This window comes from Streptomyces sp. NPDC004435 (genome assembly GCF_042873895.1).
In the GTDB taxonomy this organism is placed as follows: domain Bacteria; phylum Actinomycetota; class Actinomycetes; order Streptomycetales; family Streptomycetaceae; genus Streptomyces.
The window spans coordinates 13,269-39,491 of the sequence record NZ_JBIAMB010000032.1 but is presented as its reverse complement, the minus strand read 5'-3'; the positions used below and the strand labels follow the sequence as shown (position 1 = coordinate 39,491).

Genomic DNA, 26,223 nt, shown 5'->3' with positions numbered 1-26,223 from the left:
CCGCACGAGGGAGGTGGCGAGATGAGCGTCGCGCACGATCCGCACTATGGGCCCTGGACCATGGAGGAGGTCCTGGCACTGGGGGAGGACCGCGGTCAGCGTCGTGAACTGATGGGGGAGGCGCTCATGCTGTCGCCGGCTCCGGGAACCAAGCACCAGCGGGCGTCGCTGCGCCTGGCGATGCTGCTGGACCAGGCCATCCAGAGCGAGGGCGTGGCGGCGGAGGTCCTCGAGGCGGTCAACCTCATCCTGCCCGACGGGCTCTTCATCCCGGACATCGTCGTCGTCGAGGCGGCCGCCGCGGCGGAGAATCCGGCGACGTGCGACGCCGACGACGTCCTGCTCGTCGTGGAGATCGTCTCCCCGTCGTCCTCCGGCCGCCGCACCGACCGCCTGCTGAAGCCGCCGTACTACGCCGAGGCCGGCATCGAGCACCTGTGGCGGCTCGAACTGGAGCCGGTGCCGACTCTCGTCGTGTGCGAGCTGCGGGACGGGCGGTACGTCGAGCGGACGGTTGCCGAGGCGGGGCGGGTCACGCCGGTCGGGAAGCCGTTCCCGCTGGAGGTCGACCCGGCCGCCCTGGTCGCGCCGAGGGCTTAGCCGGGAGGCCGGGTTGCCCGGCGGACCGGGGGCGGGCGGGATGCGGAGCTTCTAGACCTCCTCGTCCGCCAGTTCCGCCACGCCCGTGATGCGGTGCAGGGGGTAGGTGCGGACCTCGTCGGCGGTGTGGTCGTAGCCGGTGACGAAGCCGCCCTCGACGCGGACGGGAGCGATGACCCGCTGGCTGGCGGCGCCCTCGGCGGTGACGTAGCCGATCCAGACGGCCGTGCCCGTCATCGCCGCCGCCTGGACCGTCGCCAGGGTCTCGGCGGCCGAGGTGCGGGGCAGGCCGCCCGCCGTGACCGGGACCGCGGGCTCCTTGCGTACCGCCGTGGCCGCGCGGTCGCCCGCCCGGATGGCGCGGACCGCCGCCGTGAGCAGGGTGTCGTCGGGGGCCGGCGGGCCGTCCGGGACGGGGGCGGGGGCCGTGCGGGGCGGGGTGCGGTGGGCGTCGGCACGGGTGATCAGGACGTCGCCCTCCGCCGACTCGGCGGCCGGCGCGAACCCCATCGACCGCAGCCCCTCCAGGAGCGACGTCGGGTCCGTCTGCGCCGCGAGGACCGTCGGCGCGAGGCGGCGCAGCCGCAGCGCGGCGGAGCGGCGGTCGGCCAGGATCTCGCCGAGCAGCGCGTCGTCGTCGCAGCGGACGTACGCGGACGCCGCCCCGATCCGCAGATGCCCGTGCTTCCGCGCCACGTCGTCGATGAGGTACGCGAGGGGCTGCGGCACCGGCGTGCGGGCGTGCGCGGCGAGGAAGGAGTGCAGATCGGAGGCGGAGAGGCCGGTGTCGAGCGCGCGCCGCACCGAACCGGGCGTGAACCGGTACACCGTCGCGCCACCCTTCGACTCCACGTCCGCCAGGACCGCGAGCGCCTCGGCCAGCGGGCGCAGCAGCGGGCCGGGGGCGACGGCGGTCAGGTCGGCCTGGAGGAGGACGTGGTCGACGGCCTGCGGGAGGAGCGGTTCGAGCAGCTCTGCGGCGCGTTCGACGGCGACCTCGGGCTCCACCCCACCGCCCTCGGCGGCCGGTGCCGCGGCCTTCGCGAGCGGCAGGTTGAGCAGCGCGCGGGCGGCCGTGGAGAGTGCGCCGCGGCCGGTGATGCCGAGGAGTTCGGCGTCGTCGAGGACCCAGCGGGCGAGGCGTTCGCGCAGGTCGGCGGGGTGACGGCTGGGCGCGGGGTGCGCGGGTGCGGCGGGCCGGGCCTCCGAGGCCCACGTCCCGGCGGCACCGGGCTCCGCGGCGGGGCCGGGCGCGGGGGCCTGCGCCCCGGGCGCGCGGGACGCCGATCCGGCGGTGCCCCGTGTCGGGCGCTCCCAGCGCAGCCGGGCCAGCAGGCTCTCCGGCACGGCCGCCGTGCCGGGCTCCAGCGTCGCCAGCAGGCCGAGGACCCGGTGGCGCACCTCGGGCGCCGCCGCCCGGTCCAGGTCGGGGCCGAGCGCGGAGAGCGTCCGGCCCTTCGCGTCCTGCCCGCCGACGAGCCCGGGGGTGCGGGTCGCCGCGAGCCAGGCGGTGACCAGGCGGGCCCAGCGCTCGGCCGGCGGCTGGTCGAGCCAGTCGTCGTACGCGGGCGTCGGCGCGTACCGCTCGTCCGCCTCGCCGTCCGAGGCGAGCAGCCCCGCCCCGTACGCCAGCTCCAGCCAGAAGGCCGCCACCGGCTCCGGTACGTCCAGCGCCGCCGCCGTCCGCTTCAGGTCGCGCACCGACAGGCCGCCGGCCCGCAGCACCGCGGGCCCGCCGTGGTCCCAGGACTTCAGCAGCTCCTCGACGGTGGCGAGCGCCGCGTACGCCTGCCCGGCGGCGGCGCCGTCCACCGCCTGGGGACCGTACTCGCGTGCCACCGCGAGCTGCGGCGCGCGAGGTTCCGGCGCCCGGTGCGCCCGCCCGCCCCGCAGGTGCAGCGCCACCTCGCGCGGCAGCACCACCGTCCGCGGCGACACCGGCAGCAGCAGCCCGCGGTCGCGCAGCCATCCCACCGGCGGGGTCGGCTTCGCCGTCACCTCGCCGTAGGGCGGACCCCACACCAGCCGGTCGAGCACGGCGAGCGCCTCCGGCGGCGCGGTGTCCAGCAGGGCGCCCATCCGGTCCCGGTCGGTGAAGAGCGCCGTCAGCGCGGCGACCGCCGACACCGGGTCGTGCGTGGACGGCAGCCCCGCCGTCGCCACGATCTCCTGGAGCCGCCCCGGCGACATCCCCGCCGTCGCCTCGGCGACGGTCGGCCCGAGCCCGGTGGGGGAGGGGTGCTGCGGCGACGGCGACAGCAGTTCGCGCGCGGTCCGCACCAGCCGCAGCCGGTCGTCCTCACCCCACACCAGGGCCTGCTCGCGCAGGAGCGCCACCGCGCGGGGCAGCGCCGTCTCGATCTCCGGTACGTCCCCGCCGCCCAGCAGGTCGCGCACGACCGGGTAGGGAGCCGGGTCCGGCGCCACCGCCAGCGTCTCCGCCACCTGGAGCGAGAACCGGTCGAGCCGTTCGAGCGCCCGCACCACGGACGCGCGGGTCCCGGCCCGGGTCGCCAGCTGCGTCAGATCGTTCGGCACCGGCCCCAGCAGGTCGGGGCGGGCCCGCAGCAGCGCCGCGAGACCGTCGTCCCCGCGCGCCCGCAGCGCCTCGGCCAGCGTGCGCGGGCCAGCCGCGGTCCCACTCGGACGTCCCTCGGGCACGTGCGCCTCCCGGTCCAGCTCGCCGATCCCCATCCGCACCACGTTATCCGCTGGACAGGCGCTACCGTCAGGACCGGGACGGCGTTCGGCCGGACGGTGGAGGGGCGGCGTGGGCATCGAGAGCGACCGGATGGTCTTCGACTACCTGAGCGAGGTGGGCGACCTCGCCCAGCAGCGGCACCTCCCGCCCGGCGAGCGCAGCGCCCTCGTGGCGGGCCTGCGCGACGAGATCGACCGCCGCCGCACCACGCGCGGCGAGGAGTCGCCGGGGGCCGTCCGGGGCATCCTGGGCGACCTGGGCACGCCGGACGAGGTGGTGAAGCGGGCGGCGCCGTGGTGGTCGGCCGAGGCCCCGACGGCGGACGAGCCCTCCGCGGGACCCTCCGCCGAGGCCGCCGCCGTGCCGCGCCCGCGCGGCGTGTGGCACGGCGGCGCGGACGACGCGGAATCGCCGGCGCCCGGCTTCGTCGGCGGGATCGAGGCGCCGGAGCTCTTCCGCCCGCCGGACCCCGACCCCCCGGAGCCCGAGGCCCCGGAGCTCGACCAGCCCCCCGCGTCCCGCCGCCGCCTGACCCGCCTCCTGCGCCGCCGCCCCCCGCGGGAACCGGACGCGGACCCGGCCCCCGACGCGACGCCCGGGCCCCGGCCCCGCGGCCTCGCCCACCCCTTCCTCCTGCTCGCCGCCCTGTCGCTGATCGCCGGCGCGGCCTTCGGCTGGCTGCTCGCCCTGGCCCTCGGCTGGCTCGTCGCGTACGGCTCCCGCCGCCTGACCCCCGGCCAGATCAAGACGGCCGTCTTCGTCCTCCCCGGCCTCGCCGCGGCGGGCGGCACCGCGTGGCTCTGGGGCCGTACGCAGGGCCGCTGGGGCGCGCCGATCGCCCCCGACGCCCTGGGCGCGGCCCTCGCCGAGACCTGGCCGTGGACCCTCCGCGCGGCCGCCGTCCTCTCCGCCCTCTACCTCCTCCACCACGCCCGCCGACGCTGACACCACGCCCCAGGGGCTGCCGGCACCGCACCCGCCGCCCACCACCGACCCCACACCCGGCCCGCCGCCCCCACCCCAGGGCCACTTTCGAACACCCGGGCACAATGCCCCCATGACGACGTACGCGCAGTCCTCCCAGCCCGCAGGCCCGCTCACGGTCGGATTCGACCTCGACCTGACCCTGCTCGACACCCGCCCCGGCATCACGAAGACCTGGCAGGCGTTCGCGGAGCAGTACGGCGTCGAGGTCGACACCGACGTCGTCATCAGCCGCCTCGGCCCGCCGCTGGAGCAGGAGATGGCCCACTGGGTGCCCGCCGGACAGGTCACCGAGATGGTCGCCGCCTACCGCGCCCTGTACGGCGTCCACGCCTTCGCCCCGACCGTCCCCATGCCCGGCGCCCGCGACGCGCTCGACGCGGTACGTGAGGCGGGCGGGCGGGCGATCGTCGTCACCGCCAAGAACGGCCCGCACGCCGAGCAGCACTTCGCCCACCTGGGGATCGAGGTGGACGTGGTCGTCGGCCACCTGTTCGCCGAGGAGAAGGCGGATGCGCTGTACGCCCTCGGCGCCTCGGTGTACGTCGGCGACCACGTCGGCGACGTGCGGGGAGCGGCCGCGGCCGGGGCGCTCTCGGTCGGCGTCGCCACCGGCCCCTGCGCCCCCGAGGAACTGCGCGCCGCCGGCGCCGACGTGGTCCTGGAGGACCTGACGGACTTCCGCGCCTGGTGGGATTCGTACCTCGCCTGACCTCCTAGGAGGTGCCGCTCCGGGCCTGCCGCCGCTGCGCCGCGACCGACCGCAGCACACCGGCGCCGGCGAGCGCGAAACCGACGCCCATCAGCATCGACACCAGGTAGGCGACGGTCGGGAAGGGGTCGGTCCCGAGGAAGAGCGGAGCCACCGTGACCAGCGTCGCGAGCGCGCCGATCGCGAAGACGACGACGCCTGCCTTGACGAGTCCGTCGCCCGGGGCGGAGTCGTCCACGGAATCGCTCACCGCTCCTGCGGGGGTTTCACTGCGCATGCGGCCAGGGTAGTTCCCAGGCCGGAGGAACACTTCGGCGGCGTCTTGTCACCCGCCCCCAGCCCATTAGCCTTGGTGACGGCGGGTCGTCACGACCCGCTCTTTCTGCTACCCCGACGAGTCGACGAGGACGAGGACAGACGTGCCTACCGGCAAGGTCAAATGGTTCAACAGCGAGAAGGGCTTCGGCTTTCTCTCCCGCGACGACGGCGGCGACGTCTTCGTGCACTCGTCGGTGCTCCCCGCCGGAGTCGACGCACTGAAGCCGGGCCAGCGGGTGGAGTTCGGTGTCGTCGCGGGTCAGCGGGGTGACCAGGCGCTCTCGGTGACGATTCTCGACCCGACGCCGTCGGTGGCGGCGGCGCAGCGCCGCAAGCCCGACGAGCTGGCGTCGATCGTGCAGGACCTGACGACGCTCCTGGAGAACATCACGCCCATGCTGGAGCGCGGCCGGTACCCCGACAAGGCGGCCGGCAAGAAGATCGCGGGCCTGCTGCGGGCGGTCGCGGACCAGCTCGACGTGTAGGCCGGGCCGGGTCCCTCAGGGGAACGACAGCGCTTCCGGGCCGAGGGGCGGCACCAGTCCCTCGGCCGCGGCGCGGGTGAGCAGTCCCCGCACCGCCGCGTAGCCGGCCTCGCCGAGGTCGGCGGTGAACTCGTTGACGTAGAGCCCGATGTGCTGGTCGGCGACCTTCGGGTCCATCTCCTGCGCGTGCTCCATGACGTACGGCCGTGAGGCGGCCGGGTCGTCCCACGCCATCCGCACCGAGCGCCGGGCGGAGTCGGCGAGCAGCCGCAGGGTCTCCGCGCCGAGCGAGCGGCGGGCGACGATCGCGCCGAGCGGGATCGGCAGCCCGGTGGTGGACTCCCAGTGCTCGCCCATGTCGGCGAGGCGGTGGAGCCCGTACGAGGCGTAGGTGAAGCGGGCCTCGTGGATGACGAGTCCCGCGTCGACCTTCCCGTCGCGGACGGCGGGCATGATCTCGTGGAACGGCATCACGACGACCTCGCCGACGCCTCCGGGCACGGTCTCGGCCGCCCACAGCCGGAAGAGGAGATAGGCGGTCGAGCGCTCGCTCGGCACCGCGACGGTCCTGCCCCGCAGGTCGAGGCCGGGCTCGCGGGTGAGGACGAGGGGGCCGCAGCCCCGGCCGAGCGCCCCGCCGCAGGGCAACAGCGCGTACTCGTCGAGGATCCACGGCAGGACGGCGTACGACACCTTCAGGACGTCGTGGGTGTCGGTGCCGCTCTCGGCCCAGCCGTTGGTGACGTCGATGTCGGCGAAGGTGACGTCGAGGCGCGGGGCGCCCGGGACGCGGCCGTGGGCCCAGGCGTCGAAGACGAAGGTGTCGTTCGGGCAGGGCGAGTAGGCGATCTTCAGCTGCACGGCCGTGCCTCCGGGAAGGTGGTGTCGAGTGCGGTGACGGCCCGCCGGAGCGCGGCCAGGGCGTCGCCGATGCGCCAGGCGGCGCGGTCGCGGGGCCCGACGGCGTTCGACACGGCCCGCAGCTCCAGGACGGCCGCGCCGTGCGCGGCGGCGGCCTCGGCGACCCCGAAGCCCTCCATCGCCTCGGCGGCGGCCTCCGGGTGGCGGTCGGCGAGCTCGCCGGCGCGGGCGGCGGTGCCGGTCACCGTGGAGACGGTCAGCACGGACCCGGTGGTGTGCGGGAGCCCGGCCGCGGCGAGGGCGGCGGCGACGGGCCCGGTGAGGGCGGCGGGCACGCGGTGGACGGAGCGGCCGAAGCCCAGCTCCTCGACGGGCAGGTATCCGTCGGGGGTGTCGGCGCCCAGGTCGGCGGCGACGATCGTGTCGGAGACGACGAGCGAGCCGAGCGGGGCGCGGCCCGGGAAGCCGCCGGCGATCCCGGCGGAGACGACGAGGCCGTACGGCTCGCCGGCGAGCGCGGCGCGGGTCAGCGCGGTACCGGTCGCGGCGGCGGCGGCCGCGGGCCCGACCCCGCCGGCGAGGACGTCGACGGTGCGGTGCTCCGTCGCGTACCGGCGCAGCACGAGACCGCCCGGCACGGGGAGCTCCCCGCCGGGGCGGGCGGGTGTCGTGAGACCGCCGGCGACGGAGTCGGCCTCCGCCGCCACGGCCGTCACGATCAGGATCCGGCGGCGCACCGGAGGATCAGGATTCCTTCTTCAGCTTGAAGTGCCAGATGCCGGTGAGCGTCTTGCCGGTGTTCTCGACGATCGTCACCTGCGTCTCGTCGGGGGTCTCGCCGGTCTGGCCGGCGGTGAAGAACGCGCTGGCCGGAATGGTCCGGTACGTCTTCTTGTACGGCTCCGGCTCGGCCTGCTGACCGCCGAGGAAGATGGTCCAGCCGTTGTCGGCGATCGACGGGTCGACACCGAAGCGGACCTTGTCGTCCATGGCGACGGTGATCGACTTCTCGGCCTTCTTGTTGAGGCACTTCTGGACGTCGGACTCCTTGATGGGGTCGCCGTCGTTGTAGCAGGCGGCCTCGGAGTTGATCGACTCGCTCCCGACCGTGACGGTCGCGATCGGGGTCGGCTTTTCGCAGGCGGTCAGGACGAGGAGCCCGGCGGAGACGGCCCCGAGGGCGACGGCGGCCCGGCGGCGCGAGCCGGAGAAGAACGCAACGGTCATGAGCCGAAGGCTATCGGGCCGCCGCGCCGCTGCCACGCCGGGGTACGGCGTGCCGCGCGGCACGGCCCGTACGGCACGGGCTCACGCGACCTTCGCCCGCTGGGGGCGGTCGGAGGTGCCCGGGCCGCGGGACGACAGGAGGCCGCGTACGGCGAGGAACGCGCCGATCGCCAGGAAGCCGGCCGCCGCCGCCATCCCCACCGTCCCGTTCAGCGGCATCGCGATGCCGAGCGCCCCGCCCGCCACCCACGCCATCTGGAGCGCCGTCTCGGAGCGGGCGAACGCCGACGTCCGTACGACCTCCGGCACGTCCCGCTGGATCAGCGCGTCCAGCGACAGCTTCGACAGCGCCTGCGTCAGTCCCGCGACCGCGCCCAGCACCGCGACCATCACCCCGCCGAAGAAGACGGCGGCGCAGACCGCCGCCGCGAGGACCGTCGTGATCATCGTGGCGATGATCACCTCCGGCCGGTGCCCCCGGTCCCGCAGCAGCGAGCCGGCCGCCGTCCCGCAGGCGTTCCCGACCCCCGCCGCCACGCCCACGATCCCCAGCGACACCGCCGCCGACTGCCCCGACAGCGGATGCTCGCGCAGCAGGAACGCCAGGAAGAAGATCAGGAAGCCGGAGAGCATCCGGTGCGCCGCGTTCGCCTGGAGTCCGTGCAGCACGGCGGGGCCCACCGTCCGCAGGCTCGGCTTCTTCTCGCCGTGCGTCAGCAGGTGCGCCCGCCGCTCGCCCTTCGCCGAGTCCACCTTGTGCGGCATGCGCAGCGCCCAGTACGTCCCCAGCACGAACAGCGCGCACGCCCCGTACAGCGGCCATCGGGGCCCGAGCAGCTGGAGCCCCGCCCCGATCGGCGCGGCGACGCCGGTGGCGAGCAGCCCGGCGAGCGTCACCCGCGAGTTCGCCTTCACCAGCGAGAAGGCCGGTGGCAGCAGCCGCGGCACCACGGCGCTGCGCACCACCCCGTACGCCTTCGACGCGACCAGCACCCCGAGCGCCGCCGGATACAGCTCGATGCCGCCCGTCACGACCAGCCCCGACATCACCACGGCCAGCACCGCCCGGGCGCCCATCGCCGCCGCCATCGCCGCCCGGCGGCCGTGCGGCAGCCGGTCGAGCAGCGGCCCGATGACGGGCGCGAGGAGGGTGAAGGGGGCCATGGTGATGGCGAGGTAGAGCGCGACGCGCCCGCGGGCCTCGTCGGTCGGCACGGAGAAGAAGACGGTCGACGCGAGCGCCACCGTGATCATCACGTCCCCGGCGCCGTTCACCGCGTGCAGCTCGATCAGTTTCCCGAGCCCCGACTCGCCCGCGCCGTGCGCGTGCGTCGCCCGTCTGATCCCCCGCGCCGTCCCCGTGAACGGCAGGTGCAGAGCACGCCCCGCCGCCCGGCCCGCTCGGCGGAGCGGCCCGGGGCGATCGTGGGATCGACCAGAGGACCGTGCGGCTGCCACCACCTCATAGTGCCCCACCGGCACCCCGCCCGAACCGAGCCGACGGGCCCCGGGGTGTCGGAACCCCGCCGGGGGCGGCCTCGGACGGGGGTGGGACACGCCGGGACGGACCGGGCGCGGGCGGGCGCTCCGGGGCCCGATCCGGGTCACTTGGGGCGCGCAGGTGGGCCCAGGCCCGCGAACGGGGTAGCGTGCGTAGCGCGCCACCGGCGGTTCCTCTCGGCCGCGCGCCCCTTCGGCATCCCGCAGAATGGATGACGATAGGTGTGCCCGAGACGTGTGAGACCGGTCGGGTGCGGACGTCGATGCGGCCCCCAGGTCCGCTCCGCCCGCCCCGCTCCCGGAGCCTCGCTCCCGAACCTCGGCCGGCGCACCCGTGAGACGGCGTAGGAGAGAAGCGAGACCTGTGAGTGCTGCGACGACGCGAGACCGTACCCCGCGTACCCCGCGAGCCACGCGTACCCCGGCCCCCGACCGCCTCTGCGCCGAGGCCGTAGACCTCGCGCGGGAGGCCGCCGAGGAGGCGGCCGCCCCTGGCGTCGTCGGCGAGCACTCCGGTGTCGTCGCGGAGGGCGACCGGGTCGTCACGCACTTCTTCGAGTGCAAGGAGCCCGGCTACCGCGGCTGGCGCTGGGCGGTCACCGTCACCCGCGCCTCCCGGGCCAAGAACGTCACGCTTGACGAAACCGTCCTGCTGCCCGGCTCCGACGCCCTCCTCGCGCCCGAATGGGTGCCGTGGAGCGAGCGGCTGCGCCCCGGCGACCTCGGCCCCGGCGACCTCCTGCCCACCGAGCAGGACGACCCGCGTCTGGAGCCCGGCTACACCGGCGAGGACGCGCCGCCGCCGAACTCCGCGCTCTCCGCCGAGCTCGCGGACCACCTCGACGCGGAGGACGCCGAGATCATCGACCGCGTGCCGACGCGCGGCGCGATCGCGGCGGTCGCGGACGAGCTCGGCATGGGCCGGGCCAGGGTCCTGTCCCGGTACGGCCTGCGGATCGCCGCCGACCGCTGGGACGAGTCCTTCGGCCCCCGCACCCCCATGGCCCTCGCGGCCCCCGCCACCTGTCAGTCCTGCGCCTTCCTGGTGCCCCTGGCCGGCTCCCTCGGCCAGTCCTTCGGCCTCTGCGCCAACGAACTGTCCCCGGCGGACGGGCGCGTGGTCTCCCTCGCGTACGGCTGCGGCGGTCACTCGGAGGCGGCCGTCATGCCGACCCCGCCGCGCCCTGCGGAGCCGGTCCTCGACTCGACCGCCGTCGACCCCTTCCCCCTCCGCCCGCCGGCCGACTCCGGCTCCGTGACGGAACCCGACGCGGCCTCGGAGGACCTGGGCCACTCGTGACCCCGGGCGCCCGGACGCCCGGGGGCCTCCGGGTCCCACACCGTCGTTCCGTCGTGGGCCGGCGCCCGCCCCTGTGCGGGTCGCGGGCGCGGCCCGCACGGGCGCGGGGCCCGCGTCGGGGTGCGGGTCGGGGCGCAGCCCCGGCGGCGCGGTAACTTCGGCGCGGTACCGAAGGAACGGCCCAGCAGAGTGGAGTCTCACGTGAGCGTCACCGTCCGGACGACGACCGACGGCAGCGACCCCTTCGGCACCGCCCGGCTCCGCAGAGGCGTGCTGGACTCCTGGGCCGCCTCCCCCGCCCGCTTCCGCGAGGACGCGAACGCCGAGGAGGACCTGGCGCTCGGCGGCTACCGCGACCGCCTCGTCGTCGAGCTGGCGCAGAACGCCGCCGACGCCGCCGCCCGCGCCCGCACCACCGGCCGGCTGCGCCTCACCCTGCACCCCGCGGACGCGGACAGCCCCGCCGTGCTGGCCGCCGCCAACACCGGTGCGCCGCTGGACGCGACGGGCGTCGAGTCGCTGTCCACGCTGCGCGCCTCCGCCAAGCGGACCGAGCAGGACACCACGACGTCCGTGGGCCGGTTCGGCGTCGGTTTCGCCGCGGTCCTCGCCGTCTCCGACGATCCCGCCGTCCTGGGCCGGCACGGCGGCGTCCGCTGGTCCCTCGCGGAGGCCCGCGAACTCGCCGCGGACGTGGCCCGCCACAGCCCCGGCCTCGGCGACGAACTGCGCCGCAGGGACGGCCACGTACCCCTCCTGAGGCTGCCGCTGCCCGCCGAGGGCACCGCGCCCGACGGCTACGACACGGTCGTCGTCCTCCCGCTCCGCGACGCCGCCGCGCACGGCCTCGCCGAGCGGCTCCTCGCCACCGTCGACGACGCGCTGCTGCTCACTCTTCCGGGTCTCGCCGAGATCGTCGTGGAGACGCCGGACGGCGTCCGCACCCTGACCCGTTCCGAGGCGGACGGCTACGTCCACGTCGTGGACTCCGCCGCGGAGGCGCCGAACCGCTGGCGGACCGTCACCCGTACGGGTCCTCTCGAAGCGGACCTGCTCGCGGACCGCCCGGTCGAGGAACGGCTGCGCCCGCACTGGTCGGTCACCTGGGCCGTGCCCGTGGACGGCACCGGCGCCCCCCGCTACCCGCGCACCGCGCCGGTCGTGCACGCGCCGACGCCCACCGACGAACCGCTCGGCATCCCCGCCCTGCTGATCGCCTCCCTGCCGCTGGACCCGACCCGCCGGCACCCGGCGCCGGGGCCGCTCACGGACTTCCTGGTGCGGCGGGCGGCCGAGGCGTACGCCGAACTCCTCGCCGACTGGCGGCCGGTGACGAGCGGCGCGCTCGACCTCGTCCCGGGCCCCCTCGGCAAGGGGCCGCTCGACGGGGCGCTGCGCGAGGCGATCCTCGACCTGTTGCCGCGGGTCGCGTTCCTCGCCCCCGCGGTCGCCTCCGAGGACGTGCCGGCGCTCCGCCCGATCGAGGCGGAGGTCGTCGAGGGCGCGGGCGCGGAGACGGTCACGGTCCTCGCCGAGGTGTTCCCCGGCCTGCTCCCGGCGGGTCTGGAGCGCCGCCCCGAGCTGCGGACGCTGGGCGTGGGCCGGGTGCCGCTGACGGAGGCGGTCGACCGGCTCGCGGGCGTGGAGCGGGCGCCGGGCTGGTGGCGGCGGCTGTACGACTCCCTCGCCGGGGTGGACCCGGACCGGCTCACCGGTCTGCCGGTGCCGCTGGACTCGGGGCGGACGGCGATCGGCCCCCGGCAGGTCCTCCTGCCGCAGGAGGACACCCCCGCGGAGCTGTCCCGGCTGGGGCTGAAGGTGGCGCATCCGGAGGCGGCGCACCCGCTCCTGGAGAAGCTGGGCGCGCTCCCGGCCACGCCCCGGGCCGTCCTGACGACCCCGCAGATCCGGGGGGCGGTCGCGGCCTCCCTCGACGCGGACGAGATCTGGAGCCTGGACGAGGAGGCGCCGGCGCCGGACGAGCTCGTGGAGACGGTGCTCGGTCTCGTGCGGGACGCGGGCCTGGAGCCCGGTGACGAGCCGTGGCTCGCCGCGCTGGCCCTTCCCGACGAGGAGGGCGAGCTCGCCCCCGCGGGGGAGCTCGTGCTGCCGGGCTCGGCGTTCGACGCGGTGATGCGGGAGGGCGAACTGGCCCACGTGGACGCCGAACTGGCCGCCCGCTGGGGCGAGGCCCCGCTCGCCGCCTGCGGAGTCCTGGCGAACTTCGCGCTGGTCCGCGCCGCCGACCTGGTCCTCGATCCGGACGACCTGGAGCCCCGCGAGAGCGACTACCCGGAGCCGGACGACGCGGGGCTCCTGGACGCGGTCGACGTCTGGTGCGAGGACGTCCTGGACCGGCTGCCGGAGGCCGTGGTGCCGCCGGTGGCGACGGAGATCGTGGCGGTGCGGGACCTGGACCTGGTCGACGACGACGCCTGGCCGCGGGCGCTGGCGCTGCTGGCGCGGCCGCCGCTCAGGGACGCCCTGACCCAGCCCGTACGGGTCCTCCTCCCGGACGGCACGACGGAGACGGTCCGCTCCTACACGGCGTGGTGGCTGCGCGACCACCCGGTCATCGGCGGCCGCCGTCCCGCCGGGCTCCGCGCGGCCGGCGGGGACCCGCTCCTCGTGGGCCTGTACGACCCCGCCGACGCCACCGGCTTCGAGGACGAGCAGGTCCTGCGCGCCCTCGGCGTCCGTACGTCGGTCGCGGCGCTCCTCGACGAGCCGGGCGGCGCGGCGGAGCTCCTGACCCGCCTCGCGGACCCGGACCGGCCGGTGACGGGCACCCAGCTGCACGCCCTCTACACGGCCCTGGCGGACCTCGACCCGGATCAGGTGACGCTCCCGGACGAGCTGCGCGCGGTGGTCGACGGCGAGCTGGTGGTGGTCGACGCGGCGGAGGCGCTGGTGGCCGACGCCCCGGACCTCCTCCCGCTCACGGCGGGCCTCCCGCTCCTTCCGGTCTCCCCGTCCCGGGCGGCCGACCTGGCCGACCTCTTCCAGGTCCGCCGCCTCAGCGAGACCGTCGAGGCCGAGGTCACCTCGGAGGGCGAGGAGCACGAGGTCCCCGCCGCGGTCCACGCCCTCCTCGGACCGTCCACCCCGGCCACCTACCTCGAACACGAGGAGCTCCGCGCCGGCGGCACGGAACTGGACTGGCGCCGCACCCCCGACGGCACCCTCCACGCCGCCACCCTGGAGGGCGTGGCCGCCGCCCTCGCCTGGGCCACCGCCCAGTGGCCCCGCCGCTTCGAGGTGGCCGCCCTCCTGGAGGACCCGACCCGCACCGCCGAACTGGCCCGCGACCGCTGGTTCGACTGACCCGGCCGGCGGGCGTCACGCCGGGAAGCGGCGGTCCACCCAGCGCCAGCTGACCTCCAGGACCGCCGCGCCCGCCGCCGCGACGGCGACGGCCGCCCACGGCATCGTGGTGCCGACGAGCTTGAGGGCGAAGAAGTCCTGGAGCCAGGGGACGACGAGGACCAGGAGGAAGGCGCCGCCCATGGTGGCGACCAGGGCGAGGCGCCACAGGGTGTAGGGGCGGGCGATGATCGCGAGGACCCACATGGAGACGAGGAAGAGGGTGAGGGTCGCGGCGCTGGTCTCGGCGCCGAGGGCGTCCGCGCCGGTGTAGTGGTGGCGGGCGAGGAGGTACGTGGTGAAGGTGGCCGCCGCGGCGACGACGCCGCCGGGGATCGCGTACCGCATGACCCGCCGGACGAAGTGCGGCTTGGCGCGTTCCTTGTTGGGGGCGAGCGCGAGGAAGAAGGCCGGGACGCCGATCGTCAGGGTGGAGAGCAGGGTCAGGTGCCTCGGGAGGAAGGGGTACTCGATCTGGGAGACCACCACGAGGATCGCCAGCAGGACCGAGTAGACCGTCTTCGTGAGGAAGAGGGTCGCCACCCGGGTGATGTTGCCGATGACCCGGCGGCCCTCGGCGACCACCGACGGCAGGGTCGCGAAGGAGTTGTTGAGGAGGACGATCTGGGCGACGGCCCGGGTCGCCTCCGATCCCGAGCCCATGGAGACGCCGATGTCGGCGTCCTTGAGGGCGAGGACGTCGTTGACGCCGTCGCCGGTCATGGCGACGGTGTGCCCGCGGGACTGGAGCGCGGCGACCATGTCCCGCTTCTGCTGCGGGGTGACCCGGCCGAACACCGAGTTCTCGTCGAGGACCTTCGCCATCTCCTCCTTGTCGGAGGGCAGCGTCCGGGCGTCGACGGTGTTCGCGGCGCCGGGCAGGCCGAGCTTGCCGGCGACCGCGCCGACGGAGACGGCGTTGTCGCCGGAGATGACCTTGGCGGCGACGTTCTGGTCGGCGAAGTAGGCGAGGGTGTCGGCGGCGTCGGGCCGCAGCCGCTGTTCGAGGACGACCAGCGCGGTGGGCCGGGCGTCCTTCGCCACGTCGGGGGAGTCGAGTTCGCGGACGGTGCGGGCGAGCAGCAGCACCCGCAGGCCCTGCTCGTTGAGGTGGTCGATCTCGGCGAGGGTCGGGTCGCCCGCGGGGAGGAGGACGTCGGGGGCGCCGAGCAGCCAGCTGGAGTCCTCGCCGTCGCCCTCGCTGAACGCGGCGCCGCTGTACTTGCGGGCGGAGGAGAAGGGCAGGGACTCGGTGCAGCGCCACTCCTCGGCGTCGGGGTAGGCGGCGATGATGGCCTGGAGGGACGCGTTGGGGCGCGGGTCGGACTCGCCCAGGGCGCCGAGCACCTTGCGTACGTACCCCTCGTCCGAGCCGTTCAGGAGGCGGACCTCGGTGACGTCCATGCCGCCCTCGGTGAGGGTGCCGGTCTTGTCGAGGCAGACGACGTCGACCCGGGCCAGGCCCTCGATCGCGGGCAGCTCCTGCACGAGGCACTGTTTCCGGCCGAGGCGGATGACGCCGATCGCGAAGGCGACCGAGGTGAGCAGGACAAGACCCTCGGGGATCATCGGGACGATGCCGCCGACGGTCCGGGCGATGGAGTTCTTGAGGTCGTTGTCCTTGACGACGAGCTGGCTGATGATCAGGCCGATCGCGGTCGGGACCATCATCCACGTCACGTACTTGAGGATCGTGGAGATGCCGGAGCGCAGCTCGGAGTGGACGAGCGTGAAGCGGGACGCCTCCTCGGCGAGCTGCGCCGCGTACGCCTCCCGGCCGACCTTGGTGGCGGTGAAGGCGCCGCCGCCGGCGACGACGAAGGAGCCGGACATCACGGGGTCGCCGGGGCGCTTCACGACGGGGTCGGCCTCGCCGGTGAGCAGCGACTCGTCGATCTCCATGCTGTCGGCCTCGGCGACGACGCCGTCGACGACGACCTTGTCGCCGGGGCCGAGCTCGATGAGGTCGCCGAGGACGATCTCGGAGGTGGAGATCCCTGCGGCGCGCCCGTCGCGGCGGACCGTGGGTTTCGCCTCGCCGATGACGGCGAGTCCGTCGAGGGTCTTCTTGGCGCGGAGTTCCTGGATGATGCCGATGCCGGTGTTGGCGACGATCACGAAGCCGAAGAGGCTGTCCTGGATCGGGGCGACGATCAGCATGATGATCCAGAGGACGCCGATGATCGCGTTGAAGCGGGTGAAGACGTTGGCCCGGACGATGTCGGTGGTGGAGCGGGAGCTGCGGACGGGGACGTCGTTGACCTCGCCGCGGGCGACGCGTTCGGCGACCTCGGCGGCGGTGAGTCCGGCGGGCCGGTGGACGACGGGGGGTTCGGCGGCCTCCGCCGGGGTGTCCCGGTTGCCGCCGCCGCCCGTGTCGATCTTCGCCCGCTGAGTCATGGTTCCGACGGTACGACCGGAATCGACCGTTCACCTGCCGAGAAGCGGCAAGATCCGACCGCGGGAGGAGCGGAATCGTCCTGTGGTGCTACGCGGCGGGTGCCCGGGTCAGGGTGACGCGGCGGGTGCGGCGGCGCGTGGCCGGGTCAGGGTGACGTGGCGGGTGCGGCGGGCGGGGTCACGCCGCGGGTGCGCCGTCCGTCTCCCGTGCCGCGAGGTGCCGCTTGATCGCCGCGTCGCGCTTGCGCACGTACCAGATGCCGATCAGGCCGAGGCCGCCGCCGGCCAGGCAGGTCCACACCCACCAGGTGAGGTCCCGGTCGTCGAACCAGCCGTAGAAGGGGAGCTGGACGAGGAAGAGGGCGAACCAGAGGATCGTTCCGCCGGTGATCGTGCCGACGACGGGCCCCTCCAGGGGCTCCGGTGCCTCGTGCTTCGGTGTCCACTTCGCCATGGGCCCAGTCTAGGCGGCCGGTTTTCGTATCTACGCGCGGAGATGGACTCGCCCTCGTTCATGTGTTCATACTGAAACGGTTTGCCTATGGCGGGTTTCCTTCGTATGAACCGCCAAAAAGGACTTCAGGACTTTCCCGAAGAGGAACCCACTCCATGAGCACCACGGCCACCGCCAAGGCCCCTGCCCCCGAGCCGAAGGAGCCTCAGGCAACCGGTTCGGCCCTCGACCGCTACTTCCGGATCTCCGAGCGCGGCTCCACCGTCGCCCGCGAGGTCCGCGGCGGTTTCGCCACCTTCTTCGCGATGGCCTACATCATCGTGCTGAACCCGATCATCCTCGGCAGCGCCAAGGACATGTACGGGCACCAGCTCGACGGCGGCCAACTCGTCACCGCCACCGTCCTGACGGCGGCCTTCTCGACCCTCCTCATGGGCGTCATCGGCAACGTGCCGATCGCGCTCGCCGCCGGCCTCGGCGTGAACACGGTCGTCGCCCTCCAGCTCGCGCCGAGGATGTCCTGGCCCGACGCCATGGGCATGGTCGTCCTCGTCGGCATCGTCGTCATGCTGCTGGTCGCGACCGGCCTGCGCGAGCGGGTCATGAACGCCGTCCCGGTCGGCCTGCGCAAGGGCATCGCGATCGGCATCGGCCTCTTCATCATGCTGATCGGCCTCGTCGACTCGGGCTTCGTCTCCCGCATCCCCGACGCCGCCCACACCACCGTCCCGCTCCAGCTCGGCTCCGACGGGCACCTCAACGGCTGGCCGGTCCTCGTCTTCGTCCTGGGCACCCTGCTCACCCTCGCCCTGATCATCCGCAAGGTGCCGGGCGCGATCCTCATCTCGATCGTCGTCATGACCATCGTCGCCATGGTGATCAACGCGATCGCGACCGTCCCGTCCTGGGGCCTGACGACCCCGGAGTGGCCGGGCAACCCGGTCGCCACCCCCGACTTCGGCCTCGTCGGCGAGGTCAGCCTCTTCGGCGGCTTCGCGAAGGTCGGATACCTGACCGGCGTCCTGTTCGTCTTCACCGTCCTGCTGTCCTGCTTCTTCGACGCCATGGGCACGATCCTCGGCGTCGGCGACGAGGCCAAGCTGATCGACAAGGACGGCAACTTCCCGGGCATCAACAAGGTCCTGCTCGTCGACGGCCTCGCCGTCGCCTCCGGCGGCGCGACCTCCTCGTCGGCCACCACCTGCTTCGTGGAGTCCACGGCGGGCGTCGGCGAGGGCGCCCGGACCGGCCTCGCCTCGGTCGTCACCGGCGGTCTGTTCTCGGTGGCGCTCTTCCTCACGCCGCTCGCGACCATGGTGCCGTCGCAGGCGGCGACCCCCGCGCTGCTCGCGGTGGGCTTCCTGATCCTGGCCGGGTCGATCAAGGACATCGACTGGAGCGACTACACCATCGCGGTGCCGGCCTTCCTGGCCATGCTGATGATGCCGTTCACGTACTCGATCACGAACGGCATCGGCATCGGCTTCATCAGCTTCAGCGTGCTGCGTCTGGCGGCCGGCCGCGGCCGCGAGGTCCCGGTGGCCATGTACGCCGTGTCGGCGATCTTCGTCTTCTACTACGCGATGCCGGCGCTGGGCCTGACCTGATCGAGCGGGGCGGCGCCGGTGCCGGGAGGCTCCGGCTCCGCCCCGTAGAACTTCTCCGTCTCCTCGACGGCGGTGGTGAACCGCTCGTCGAAGTCCTCCCGAACGAGCGTCCGGACGACATAGTCCTGGACGCTCATTCCTCTTTTGGCGGCGTGACCCTTGAGCCGGTCGAGCAGCTCACTGTCGATGCGCAGGCTGAGCACTGTCGATCCCATGCCGTTCAGGGTCGGGGTCGGCCGGGCCTCTTTGCGTCACTTTCCGGATCCGACTCACTCATTTGGGTGATACATGGATGCCGACCCGTGACCTGGCGGTGCCGTTCCGTGACCTGAGGGGCGTGGGTCCACGTCCCGGAGTGGCGTGATCCGTGCGACACACGGGAAACCAGTTGGTCTTTAGAGAGAGTAATGAGTTAGGCTAACTACATGCCTGACCTGTCCCACGGCACCGCCGACGACGCCGCGGCCGTGAACGCGATCCGCTCGTCCGTCATGCGGCTGAGCCGGCGCCTCAAGCACCAGCGCGTCGACGAATCGCTGAGCCCGACCGAGATGTCGGTGCTCGGCACCCTGGCCCTCTGCGGCTCCGCCACCCCCGGTGAGCTGGCCCGCAAGGAGCACGTCCAGCCGCCGTCGATGACCCGCATCGTCGCCCTGCTCGAAGCCAAGGGACTGGTCCGGCTGGAGCCGCATCCCGACGACCGCCGGCAGAAGGTGGTCAGCCAGACCGAGCGGGCCGAGGCCATGCTCGAGGACGCCCGCCGCAAGCGGAACGCCTGGCTGGCCTCCCTCGCCGAGGGTCTGGACGAGGACGAGTGGGCCGTACTGCGCGCGGCCGCTCCCGTCCTGGAGAAGCTCGCCCATCTGTGAACCGAGCGCCAAGGAGGCGACGCACCTGTGAGCACGGGACCCGGAGCAGACTCCGCACCCGTCCATAAACCCACCCTCAAGACCCGTGGACGGGGGGAAACCTTCTCCTCGCTCTCGATCCGGAACTACCGGCTGTTCTTCACCGGAGCCATCGTCTCCAACACCGGTACGTGGATGGCCCGGATCACCCAGGACTGGCTGGTCCTGAGCCTCACCGGCTCGGCCGCGGCCGTCGGCATCACGACGGCCCTCCAGTTCCTGCCGATGCTCCTCTTCGGCCTGTACGGCGGAGTGATCGCCGACCGCTACCCGAAACGGAACCTGCTCCTCGTCAGCCAGGCCGCGCTCGGCCTGTGCGGACTCGCGCTCGCCGCGCTCACCCTCTCCGGGCACGTACAGGTCTGGCACGTCTACCTGATCGCCTTCCTCCTCGGCATGGTGACGGTCGTCGACAACCCGGCCCGGCAGTCCTTCGTCTCCGAGCTGGTCGGCCCCGACCGGCTCCGCAACGCCGTCTCGCTGAACTCGGCCAACTTCCAGTCCGCCCGGCTCGTCGGCCCCGCCGTCGCCGGCGTGCTGATCGCCGGGGTCGGCAGCGGCTGGGCCTTCCTCATCAACGGCCTCTCCTTCCTCGCCCCGCTGACCGCGCTCTGGCTGATGCGCACGAGCGAGCTCCACAAGGTGGAGCGCGCCCCGCGCGGCAAGGGCCAGCTCCGGGAGGGCCTGCGGTACGTGGCGGGGCGGCCGGACCTGATCTGGCCGATCGCCCTGGTCGGCTTCATCGGCACCTTCGGGTTCAACTTCCCGATCTGGCTGACCGCCTTCTCCGAGGAGGTCTTCCACGTCGGCGCCGGCACCTACGGCTTCCTCAACACGCTGATGGCGGCCGGCTCCCTCGCGGGGGCCCTGCTCGCGGCCCGCCGGGGCTCGACCCGGCTGCGGATGCTGGTGATCGCCGCGGGCGTCTTCGGCGTCCTGGAGATCGCGGCGGCCCTCTCGCCGTCGTTCTGGCTGTTCGCGCTGCTGCTCGTGCCGATCGGCATGATCGGCCTCACGGTGAACATCACCGCCAACTCGGCCGTCCAGATGGCGACCGACCCGGTCATGCGGGGGCGCGTGATGAGCCTCTACATGATGGTCTTCGCCGGCGGCACGCCGATCGGCGCACCGCTGCTCGGCTGGGTCACCGACACGTACGGGGCCCGCGTCGGCTTCGCGACCGGCGGGCTCGTCTCGCTCGCCGCGGCGGCCGTCATCGGCCTCGTCCTGGCCAGGATCGGCAACCTGAAGCTCGCGATGGGCTGGCGCCACGGGCACCCGAGCCTCCGGTTCGTCCCCCGCGTCGTACCGGAGCGGCTGGCCACGGCGGCCTGACGGGGAAGCGTTCCGCCTTCGAGGGCGGGCGGGAGCCGACGACTCCCGCCCGCCCTCCGGCATGTCCGGGCCCGCCCGTCCTCCGGCGCGGTCGCGGGACCGTCGCGCGTCCGAAAACGAACGTCGTGTCACGGAGTTGTGGTGATCCTGTGTATGTTGAGCCGTCAATCACAGGCACCACCAGGGGGGTTCCCTTTGCGCACCCGCTCCATCCGTCCCGTCATAGCCGCGGCCCTCGCCGCCGGCGCGCTGACCGGCGCCCTCGTCGCCACCCCGGCCCAGGCCGCCGAGTACTCCTCGGCCCTGAAGATCGCCGGCGTCCAGTACGACGCCCCGGGCCGCGACAGCAACAGCTGCACCAGCGGCAACACCAAGGCCGAGTACGTGACGATCAAGAACTTCGCCCGCTCCGGCCGGGTGAACCTCAAGGGGTACGTCGTCAAGGACGCGGTCGGCAACAGCTACACCTTCCGCGCCAACCACTACCTGGAGCCCGGCGACCACGTGAAGCTGCGCGGCGGCAGGGGCACGGAGTCCGACGGCGGCAACGTCGCCTACCGCAACAACTGCAACTTCATCTGGAACAACGACAAGGACACCATCAAGCTGATCAAGCCGGGTGGTGCCGCCGCGGACACGCACAGCTACACCAAGCGCGCGAACGACCGCGACGGCAACGGCTACATCACCTTCCACTGAGCCGCCCGCGAGCCGCAGGGGCCGTCACACCCGCATCTCCAGGACCTGTCCCGGCCACGCCTCGACCGTGAACGGATCGGTGCGGGTGAACCCCTGCCGCTCGTAGTACGCCACGAGCCGCCCCTCGCTGCCCGCGAAGCAGTCCACGCGGAGCAGCGAGACGCCCTCGCGGCGGGTCTCCTCCGCCGCGTGGGCGAGCAGCGCGGCTCCGACCCCGAGCCCGTGGAACCGCCCGTCGGTGGCGAGGTAGCGCACGTACCGCTCCGGCTCGCCGGCCGGCGGGACGTTCGCCCCGGGGTGGGGGGTCAGGGTGAGGGTCCCGGCGGGGACGCCGTCCACCTCGGCGATCCACGGGGTGCCCTCGCCCATGACCCGGCCGACGTGCTCCACCGTCTTCGGGCGGCTGGTGAAGGGCTCGCTGCCCCACTGGGCGGTGATCCCCTTGCCGTTGAGCCAGACGACGGCGCTGTCGAGTATCGCGAGGACGGCCGGCAGGTCCGCCGGGCCTCCGCGCCTGATCGTGATCGATTCGGAGTTCATCCGGCCGAGGCTATCCGGTGCCAGACTGGCGCCCATGAGGGTTTTCGCCGCCGTTCTGCCGCCCGCCGGGGCGCTCGCCGAGCTGGGCGCCGTCGTCGACGGGCTGCACGCCCTGCCGGGGGCCGGGGAGCTGCGCTGGACCTCCCGCCCTGGGTGGCACTTCACCCTCGCCTTCATGGGCGAGGTCGACGACGCGCTGCTGCCCGAGCTCCGGACCCGGCTGGCCCGGGCCGCCCACCGCACCCCGCCGTTCGGGCTCAGGCTGCACGGCGGTGGTCACTTCGGCCGCAGGTCCCTGTGGACGGGAGCCGCCGGGGACCTGGACGTGATGCGGCTGCTCGCCGAGCGAGCCGACGCGGCGGCCCGCAGGACCGGGATCCCGATGGAGAAGCACCGCCGCTACCAGGCCCACCTCACCCTCGCCCGGAGCCGTGACGGGGGCGTCCCGCTGACCCCCTTCCTCGACGCCCTCGGCGGCTTCGAGGGCGCGCGCTGGCGGGTCGGCGAGCTGGCCCTGGTCCGCTCGAACCTGCCGGTGGCCGGGGTGCCGGGCGAGCGGCCCCGGTACGAGACGGTGGACGCCTGGCCCCTGGAGGGGGGAGGCGGCGGGGCGGAGGGCACGGGTTAACCTCGTGGGGTGGACCCGAAGACTCGCAACCGGATCATGGCCGGTGTACTCGTGCTGATGTTCGCGATCATCGCGCTGGCCTCCGTGGCGGGACTGTGAGCACGCGGTAACTCCTTGCTTCGAGCGCACTCCAAGGAGTTGGCTGGTGGCCCATGGAGTACACGCAGCTCGGACGCACCGGACTCAAGGTCAGCCGCCTCGTCCTCGGCACGATGAACTTCGGCCCGCAGACCGACGAGGCCACCAGTCACGCGATCATGGACTCGGCGCTCGACGCCGGTCTGAACTTCTTCGACACAGCCAATGTGTATGGGTGGGGTGAGAACAAGGGCCGCACCGAGGAGATCATCGGCTCCTGGTTCGCGAAGGGCGACGGTCGCCGCGACCGGACCGTCCTGGCCACCAAGGTCTACGGCAACATGGGCGCCGACGGGGAGGCGTGGCCGAACCACGACAAGATCTCCGCGCTCAACATCCGCCGCGCCGTGGACGCCAGCCTCAAGCGGCTCGGCACCGACTACATCGACGTCTACCAGTTCCACCACGTCGACCGCGCCACCCCCTTCGACGAGGTGTGGCAGGCCGTCGACGTACTGATCCGGCAGGGCAAGATCCTCTACGCCGGCTCGTCCAACTTCCCCGGCTACAAGATCGCCCAGGCCAACGAGACCGCGGCCCGCCGCGGCATGGTCGGCCTGGTCAGCGAGCAGTGCCTCTACAACCTCTTCGAGCGCCGTGCCGAGATGGAGGTCATCCCGGCCGCGCAGGAGTACGGCCTGGGGGTCATCCCCTGGTCGCCGCTGCACGGCGGCCTGCTCGGCGGCGTCCTGAAGAAGGAGACCGAGGGCGGGCGGCGCACCGGCGGGCGGGCGGCGGAGACGATCGCCGACCCGGCGAACCGGGCACGGTTCCAGGCGTACGAGGACCTGCTCGACAAGCACGGTCTCGCGCCGGGCGAGGTGGGTCTCGCCTGGCTCCTCACCCGTCCCGGCGTGACCGGCCCGATCGTCGGCCCCCGTACGCCGGAGCAGCTGGAGGGCGCCCTGCGCGCGCTGGAGCTGGAGCTGTCGGAGGAGCTCCTGGCGGAGCTGGACGAGATCTTCCCCGGCCCCGGGCCGTCGCCGGAAGCCTTCGCCTGGTGATCGAGTAGGGCCTCGTGGGCAAGGCCGTCGCCCGTTTCGGTGCGGTCGCTACAACCATCCGGTGAGGCGAGTGGTCATTCCTCGTGAACTCGTCAGTGCAAGAGGGGGAATTTCCGTGCGTTTCGCTTTGTCGCGTCGCCAGTCGGTCGCAGTGGCGGTCGTCGCGGCGCTGTCTGCCGCACCGCTGGGCGTTTCGGGTGCCTACGCGGCCCCGGGCGCCGAGAGGCCGGCGGCCGTGGTGGCCGAGTCGACCGTGGCCGCCTCGCCGATCAGCGTGCCGTTCCTGGCGTCCGGCGGTCAGTTGCTGGGCGCGGGGAAGACGGGCTTCCTTACGCGGGACCCGGATGGCGTCTCGCGGTGGACGCGTTACGCGGACGGTGTCTCACGGCAGATCGGCGCCCAGGGGGCCGACATCCGGGGCTCGTCCTCCGACATCGTGATGGAGCTCCTGGAGTGGACCGGGAGCGGCCATGATTGGTACAGCCACGACGGGGCCACGGTGTACGACATGGAGGACGAGGGCGCGGCGCCCTCCACGATCGGCCGCTTCATCGCCTACGAGGTGCCCGCTGTGGCGAACCGTTCCGCGTTCATGACAGGAATAGGCGGCGGTGACCTCTCCATCATCGCCGAGGCCGCGGGTGTCCGTGAGGTGGCGGGAGTGCCGGAACCGACGAAGGGAACGGGCAACTCGTACTCCTTCGCCGACAGCGCGCCGGGCGCGGCCCTCGTGATCCGTCGCGAAAGCGGCGCGAGCGATCGGGACGTGATGGTCGTCGATCTCGAGGGCGCGCGCGTCAGCCAGGTCCTCACCGTGCCCGAGGGCGCCTCCGTGTCGGGTGCCTCGATCTCCGAGGACCGTGTCGTCTGGGTGGAGCGGACGGGGACGGGCGCGGACGCGAAGAGCGTGTTCGCGTCGGTTCCGCGCGGTTCGGCCGAGGTGACGCGTGTGCCGCTGGCGGAAGCGTTCACGGCGCCCCATGCCGGCCTGATGGGCGATTGGATCCTGTCGTACGGCGCCGCCGGTCCCCGCGGCGGGATCGGAGCCGTCCGGCCGGCGGGTGGGGAGCCGGTCGAGCTGCTCGCCTACGCCGAGAGCATCCAGGCGTCGGCGGACGGGACGGTGCTGGCGGTCGGGACCACGGCTGACCGGGGGCCGGGGGTCTACCGGATCGCGGTCGGGGCGGACGGGAGGCCGGCCGCCGAGCTGATCGCCGCGTCCGGTCGGCCGGCGCCCACGCCCACCACGCCGTTGCGCTACGTGAGCACGTCGGTGCCGGCCACGATTCGTCTCGACGGTGTCACGAAGACCCGTCTGAGCTGGCGGTTCGACACGACCGAGGCCGACCTCTTCATCTCGGCCACCAGGCAGGGAGGGGGCTGGGACCCCCTCAGGACGACCGGCTTCCGGCAGATCGTCCGTCCGCGGACGACGGGCACGGGGGTGTACGCCGACGGCTCGCTCGGTTTCGACTGGGCGGGGGACATCTGGGGTGACGACCGGGTTCGGGCTGCCGCGCCCAACGGCACGTACGAGCTGAAGATGACGGCCAGGCCCTGGAACGGGATGCCGGCCGTCACCGTCACGCAGGTCGTCGAGGTGAAGCGCGCCCCGAGGACACACGACTTCAGCGACCACGGCAACGGCTCGCCGGAGATCCTCGCGCGCCGCGCCGACGGGACCGTCGACTCGTTCGACACGCGCTGGGACGCCGCCACCGGACGGCTCGTCCGCGCCGAATGGCGCAAGAAGGCGCTCTGGTGGGGCGACTGGAACCGGTACGACCGCGTCGAGGTGGCGGGCGATGTCGCGGGCGACGTCCCAGGCGCGGCGTACCCCGACATCGTCGCTCGCGACACGTCCGGAGTCCTGTGGCTGCACAAGGACATCCACGGTGGGATCAGCACCGCGCGGGTGCGGATCAGCAGTGGTTGGGGTGGCTACACCCTGCTGGCGGCGGGCAGTGAGCTGACGGGCGACGGCCGGGCGGATCTGCTCGCGGTGGACAAGGCGGGTGACCTGTACCTGTTCAAGGGCACGGGTTCCTCGACGGCTCCGTTCGCGGCGCGGAAGAAGATCGGTCACGGCTGGGGGATCTACCAGGACGTGGCGGCGGTCGGGAACCTCGGGGGCGCTGCGACCGGTGACCTTGTGGCACGGGACAAGGACGGCGTGCTGTGGCTGTACCTCGGCAAGGGTGACGGCACGTTCGCTCCGAGGACGCGGATCGGCGGGGGTTGGAACGCGTACGTGGATCTCGTCGGAATCGATGACGCCAACCAGGACGGCCGTGCTGACCTGTACGCGCGGACGAAGACGGGCGAGGCCTACTTCTACGCGGGCACGGGCGACTGGAAGATCCCGTTCAAGGGGCGTGTGGCGACGTCGATCGGTGCCGGCAAGGACCCCTCGGGGATCGTCTACAACAAGACGTTCTAAGGCGGTTCGAGGAGAGTTC

Annotated in this window: 23 protein-coding genes; 13 read left to right on the top strand and 10 right to left on the bottom strand. The window is 73.7% G+C overall.

Annotation, left to right across the window (positions count from 1 at the left end; translation table 11 throughout):
* The first annotated feature begins 21 nt into the window (after positions 1-21).
* Positions 22-600: a Uma2 family endonuclease gene (locus tag ACFYT9_RS37360; RefSeq protein ID WP_389171206.1), complete on the top strand. Its 579-nt coding sequence runs from the start codon at positions 22-24 to the stop codon at positions 598-600.
* 51 nt (positions 601-651) lie between these two features.
* On the opposite strand, the gene ACFYT9_RS37355 is transcribed toward ACFYT9_RS37360, so the two are convergent.
* Positions 652-3,294 carry a helicase-associated domain-containing protein gene (locus ACFYT9_RS37355; RefSeq protein WP_389171203.1) on the bottom strand — a complete coding sequence of 881 codons (2,643 nt, stop codon included), beginning with the start codon at positions 3,292-3,294 and terminating at the stop codon, positions 652-654.
* 76 nt (positions 3,295-3,370) lie between these two features.
* Here ACFYT9_RS37355 and ACFYT9_RS37350 point away from each other — a divergent pair, with 76 nt between their 5' ends.
* Both ACFYT9_RS37350 and ACFYT9_RS37345 read left to right on the top strand, forming a co-directional pair.
* Positions 3,371-4,246 carry a hypothetical protein gene (locus tag ACFYT9_RS37350; protein ID WP_389171200.1) on the top strand — a complete coding sequence of 292 codons (876 nt, stop codon included), beginning with the start codon at positions 3,371-3,373 and terminating at the stop codon, positions 4,244-4,246.
* 112 nt (positions 4,247-4,358) lie between these two features.
* Complete coding sequence (locus tag ACFYT9_RS37345) at positions 4,359-4,997, top strand: HAD family hydrolase (protein WP_389171198.1); 639 nt, start codon at positions 4,359-4,361, stop codon at positions 4,995-4,997.
* A 4-nt stretch (positions 4,998-5,001) separates the two neighbouring features.
* On the opposite strand, the gene ACFYT9_RS37340 is transcribed toward ACFYT9_RS37345, so the two are convergent.
* On the bottom strand, positions 5,002-5,274 hold the full coding sequence (locus ACFYT9_RS37340) for a hypothetical protein (protein ID WP_389171195.1): 273 nt from the start codon (positions 5,272-5,274) through the stop codon (positions 5,002-5,004).
* Between the two features lie 142 nt (positions 5,275-5,416).
* Here ACFYT9_RS37340 and ACFYT9_RS37335 point away from each other — a divergent pair, with 142 nt between their 5' ends.
* Positions 5,417-5,800: a cold-shock protein gene (locus tag ACFYT9_RS37335; protein ID WP_189846836.1), complete on the top strand. Its 384-nt coding sequence runs from the start codon at positions 5,417-5,419 to the stop codon at positions 5,798-5,800.
* 15 nt (positions 5,801-5,815) lie between these two features.
* Here the strand turns inward: ACFYT9_RS37335 and ACFYT9_RS37330 are convergent, their stop codons facing one another.
* The 4 genes from ACFYT9_RS37330 to ACFYT9_RS37315 form a co-directional block, all read right to left on the bottom strand.
* Entirely contained in the window at positions 5,816-6,661 is an 846-nt protein-coding gene (locus ACFYT9_RS37330; protein ID WP_376595779.1) for a 1,4-dihydroxy-6-naphthoate synthase, read from the bottom strand.
* On the bottom strand, positions 6,652-7,398 hold the full coding sequence (locus ACFYT9_RS37325) for a futalosine hydrolase (RefSeq protein WP_389171191.1): 747 nt from the start codon (positions 7,396-7,398) through the stop codon (positions 6,652-6,654). Before ACFYT9_RS37325 ends, ACFYT9_RS37330 begins: the two co-directional genes overlap by 10 nt.
* 7 nt (positions 7,399-7,405) lie before the next feature.
* Entirely contained in the window at positions 7,406-7,888 is a 483-nt protein-coding gene (locus tag ACFYT9_RS37320) for a DUF2771 domain-containing protein (RefSeq protein ID WP_376595781.1), read from the bottom strand.
* Between the two features lie 81 nt (positions 7,889-7,969).
* Entirely contained in the window at positions 7,970-9,346 is a 1,377-nt protein-coding gene (locus ACFYT9_RS37315; RefSeq protein ID WP_389171188.1) for an MFS transporter, read from the bottom strand.
* Between the two features lie 406 nt (positions 9,347-9,752).
* Here ACFYT9_RS37315 and ACFYT9_RS37310 point away from each other — a divergent pair, with 406 nt between their 5' ends.
* Positions 9,753-10,688 carry a DUF3027 domain-containing protein gene (locus ACFYT9_RS37310; RefSeq protein ID WP_387277412.1) on the top strand — a complete coding sequence of 312 codons (936 nt, stop codon included), beginning with the start codon at positions 9,753-9,755 and terminating at the stop codon, positions 10,686-10,688.
* Positions 10,689-10,877: 189 nt separating this feature from the next.
* Positions 10,878-14,012 carry a sacsin N-terminal ATP-binding-like domain-containing protein gene (locus ACFYT9_RS37305; protein ID WP_389171185.1) on the top strand — a complete coding sequence of 1,045 codons (3,135 nt, stop codon included), beginning with the start codon at positions 10,878-10,880 and terminating at the stop codon, positions 14,010-14,012.
* A 15-nt stretch (positions 14,013-14,027) separates the two neighbouring features.
* On the opposite strand, the gene ACFYT9_RS37300 is transcribed toward ACFYT9_RS37305, so the two are convergent.
* Both ACFYT9_RS37300 and ACFYT9_RS37295 read right to left on the bottom strand, forming a co-directional pair.
* Entirely contained in the window at positions 14,028-16,451 is a 2,424-nt protein-coding gene (locus tag ACFYT9_RS37300; RefSeq protein WP_389171182.1) for an HAD-IC family P-type ATPase, read from the bottom strand.
* Positions 16,452-16,629: 178 nt separating this feature from the next.
* Complete coding sequence (locus tag ACFYT9_RS37295) at positions 16,630-16,905, bottom strand: DUF2530 domain-containing protein (protein ID WP_376595786.1); 276 nt, start codon at positions 16,903-16,905, stop codon at positions 16,630-16,632.
* A gap of 155 nt (positions 16,906-17,060) precedes the next feature.
* Here ACFYT9_RS37295 and ACFYT9_RS37290 point away from each other — a divergent pair, with 155 nt between their 5' ends.
* Positions 17,061-18,512, top strand: coding sequence for an NCS2 family permease (locus tag ACFYT9_RS37290; RefSeq protein ID WP_389171179.1), 1,452 nt, complete (start codon positions 17,061-17,063; stop codon positions 18,510-18,512).
* Here ACFYT9_RS37290 and ACFYT9_RS37285 read toward each other — a convergent pair.
* Entirely contained in the window at positions 18,482-18,727 is a 246-nt protein-coding gene (locus ACFYT9_RS37285; protein WP_376595788.1) for a hypothetical protein, read from the bottom strand. The two genes, ACFYT9_RS37290 and ACFYT9_RS37285, sit on opposite strands and share 31 nt — an antisense overlap.
* 210 nt (positions 18,728-18,937) lie before the next feature.
* Between ACFYT9_RS37285 and ACFYT9_RS37280 the strand changes: the two genes are divergently transcribed.
* From ACFYT9_RS37280 to ACFYT9_RS37270, 3 genes are all read left to right on the top strand, one after another.
* The gene (locus tag ACFYT9_RS37280; RefSeq protein ID WP_043226797.1) at positions 18,938-19,381 is read left to right on the top strand and encodes a MarR family winged helix-turn-helix transcriptional regulator; all 444 of its coding nucleotides are present in this window, start codon (positions 18,938-18,940) and stop codon (positions 19,379-19,381) included.
* 27 nt (positions 19,382-19,408) lie between these two features.
* Positions 19,409-20,755 (top strand): MFS transporter, encoded by a 1,347-nt coding sequence (locus tag ACFYT9_RS37275; protein WP_389171175.1) that lies wholly within the window; start codon positions 19,409-19,411, stop codon positions 20,753-20,755.
* Positions 20,756-20,950: 195 nt separating this feature from the next.
* On the top strand, positions 20,951-21,454 hold the full coding sequence (locus tag ACFYT9_RS37270; protein ID WP_387278756.1) for a lamin tail domain-containing protein: 504 nt from the start codon (positions 20,951-20,953) through the stop codon (positions 21,452-21,454).
* A 24-nt stretch (positions 21,455-21,478) separates the two neighbouring features.
* On the opposite strand, the gene ACFYT9_RS37265 is transcribed toward ACFYT9_RS37270, so the two are convergent.
* Positions 21,479-21,994: a GNAT family N-acetyltransferase gene (locus ACFYT9_RS37265; protein ID WP_389171172.1), complete on the bottom strand. Its 516-nt coding sequence runs from the start codon at positions 21,992-21,994 to the stop codon at positions 21,479-21,481.
* A gap of 34 nt (positions 21,995-22,028) precedes the next feature.
* Between ACFYT9_RS37265 and thpR the strand changes: the two genes are divergently transcribed.
* From thpR to ACFYT9_RS37250, 3 genes are all read left to right on the top strand, one after another.
* Positions 22,029-22,622 carry an RNA 2',3'-cyclic phosphodiesterase gene (gene thpR, locus ACFYT9_RS37260; protein ID WP_389171169.1) on the top strand — a complete coding sequence of 198 codons (594 nt, stop codon included), beginning with the start codon at positions 22,029-22,031 and terminating at the stop codon, positions 22,620-22,622.
* Positions 22,623-22,774: 152 nt separating this feature from the next.
* Positions 22,775-23,764 carry an aldo/keto reductase gene (locus ACFYT9_RS37255; protein ID WP_389171166.1) on the top strand — a complete coding sequence of 330 codons (990 nt, stop codon included), beginning with the start codon at positions 22,775-22,777 and terminating at the stop codon, positions 23,762-23,764.
* Between the two features lie 115 nt (positions 23,765-23,879).
* Complete coding sequence (locus tag ACFYT9_RS37250) at positions 23,880-26,204, top strand: FG-GAP repeat domain-containing protein (RefSeq protein ID WP_389171163.1); 2,325 nt, start codon at positions 23,880-23,882, stop codon at positions 26,202-26,204.
* Positions 26,205-26,223: the final 19 nt, after the last annotated feature.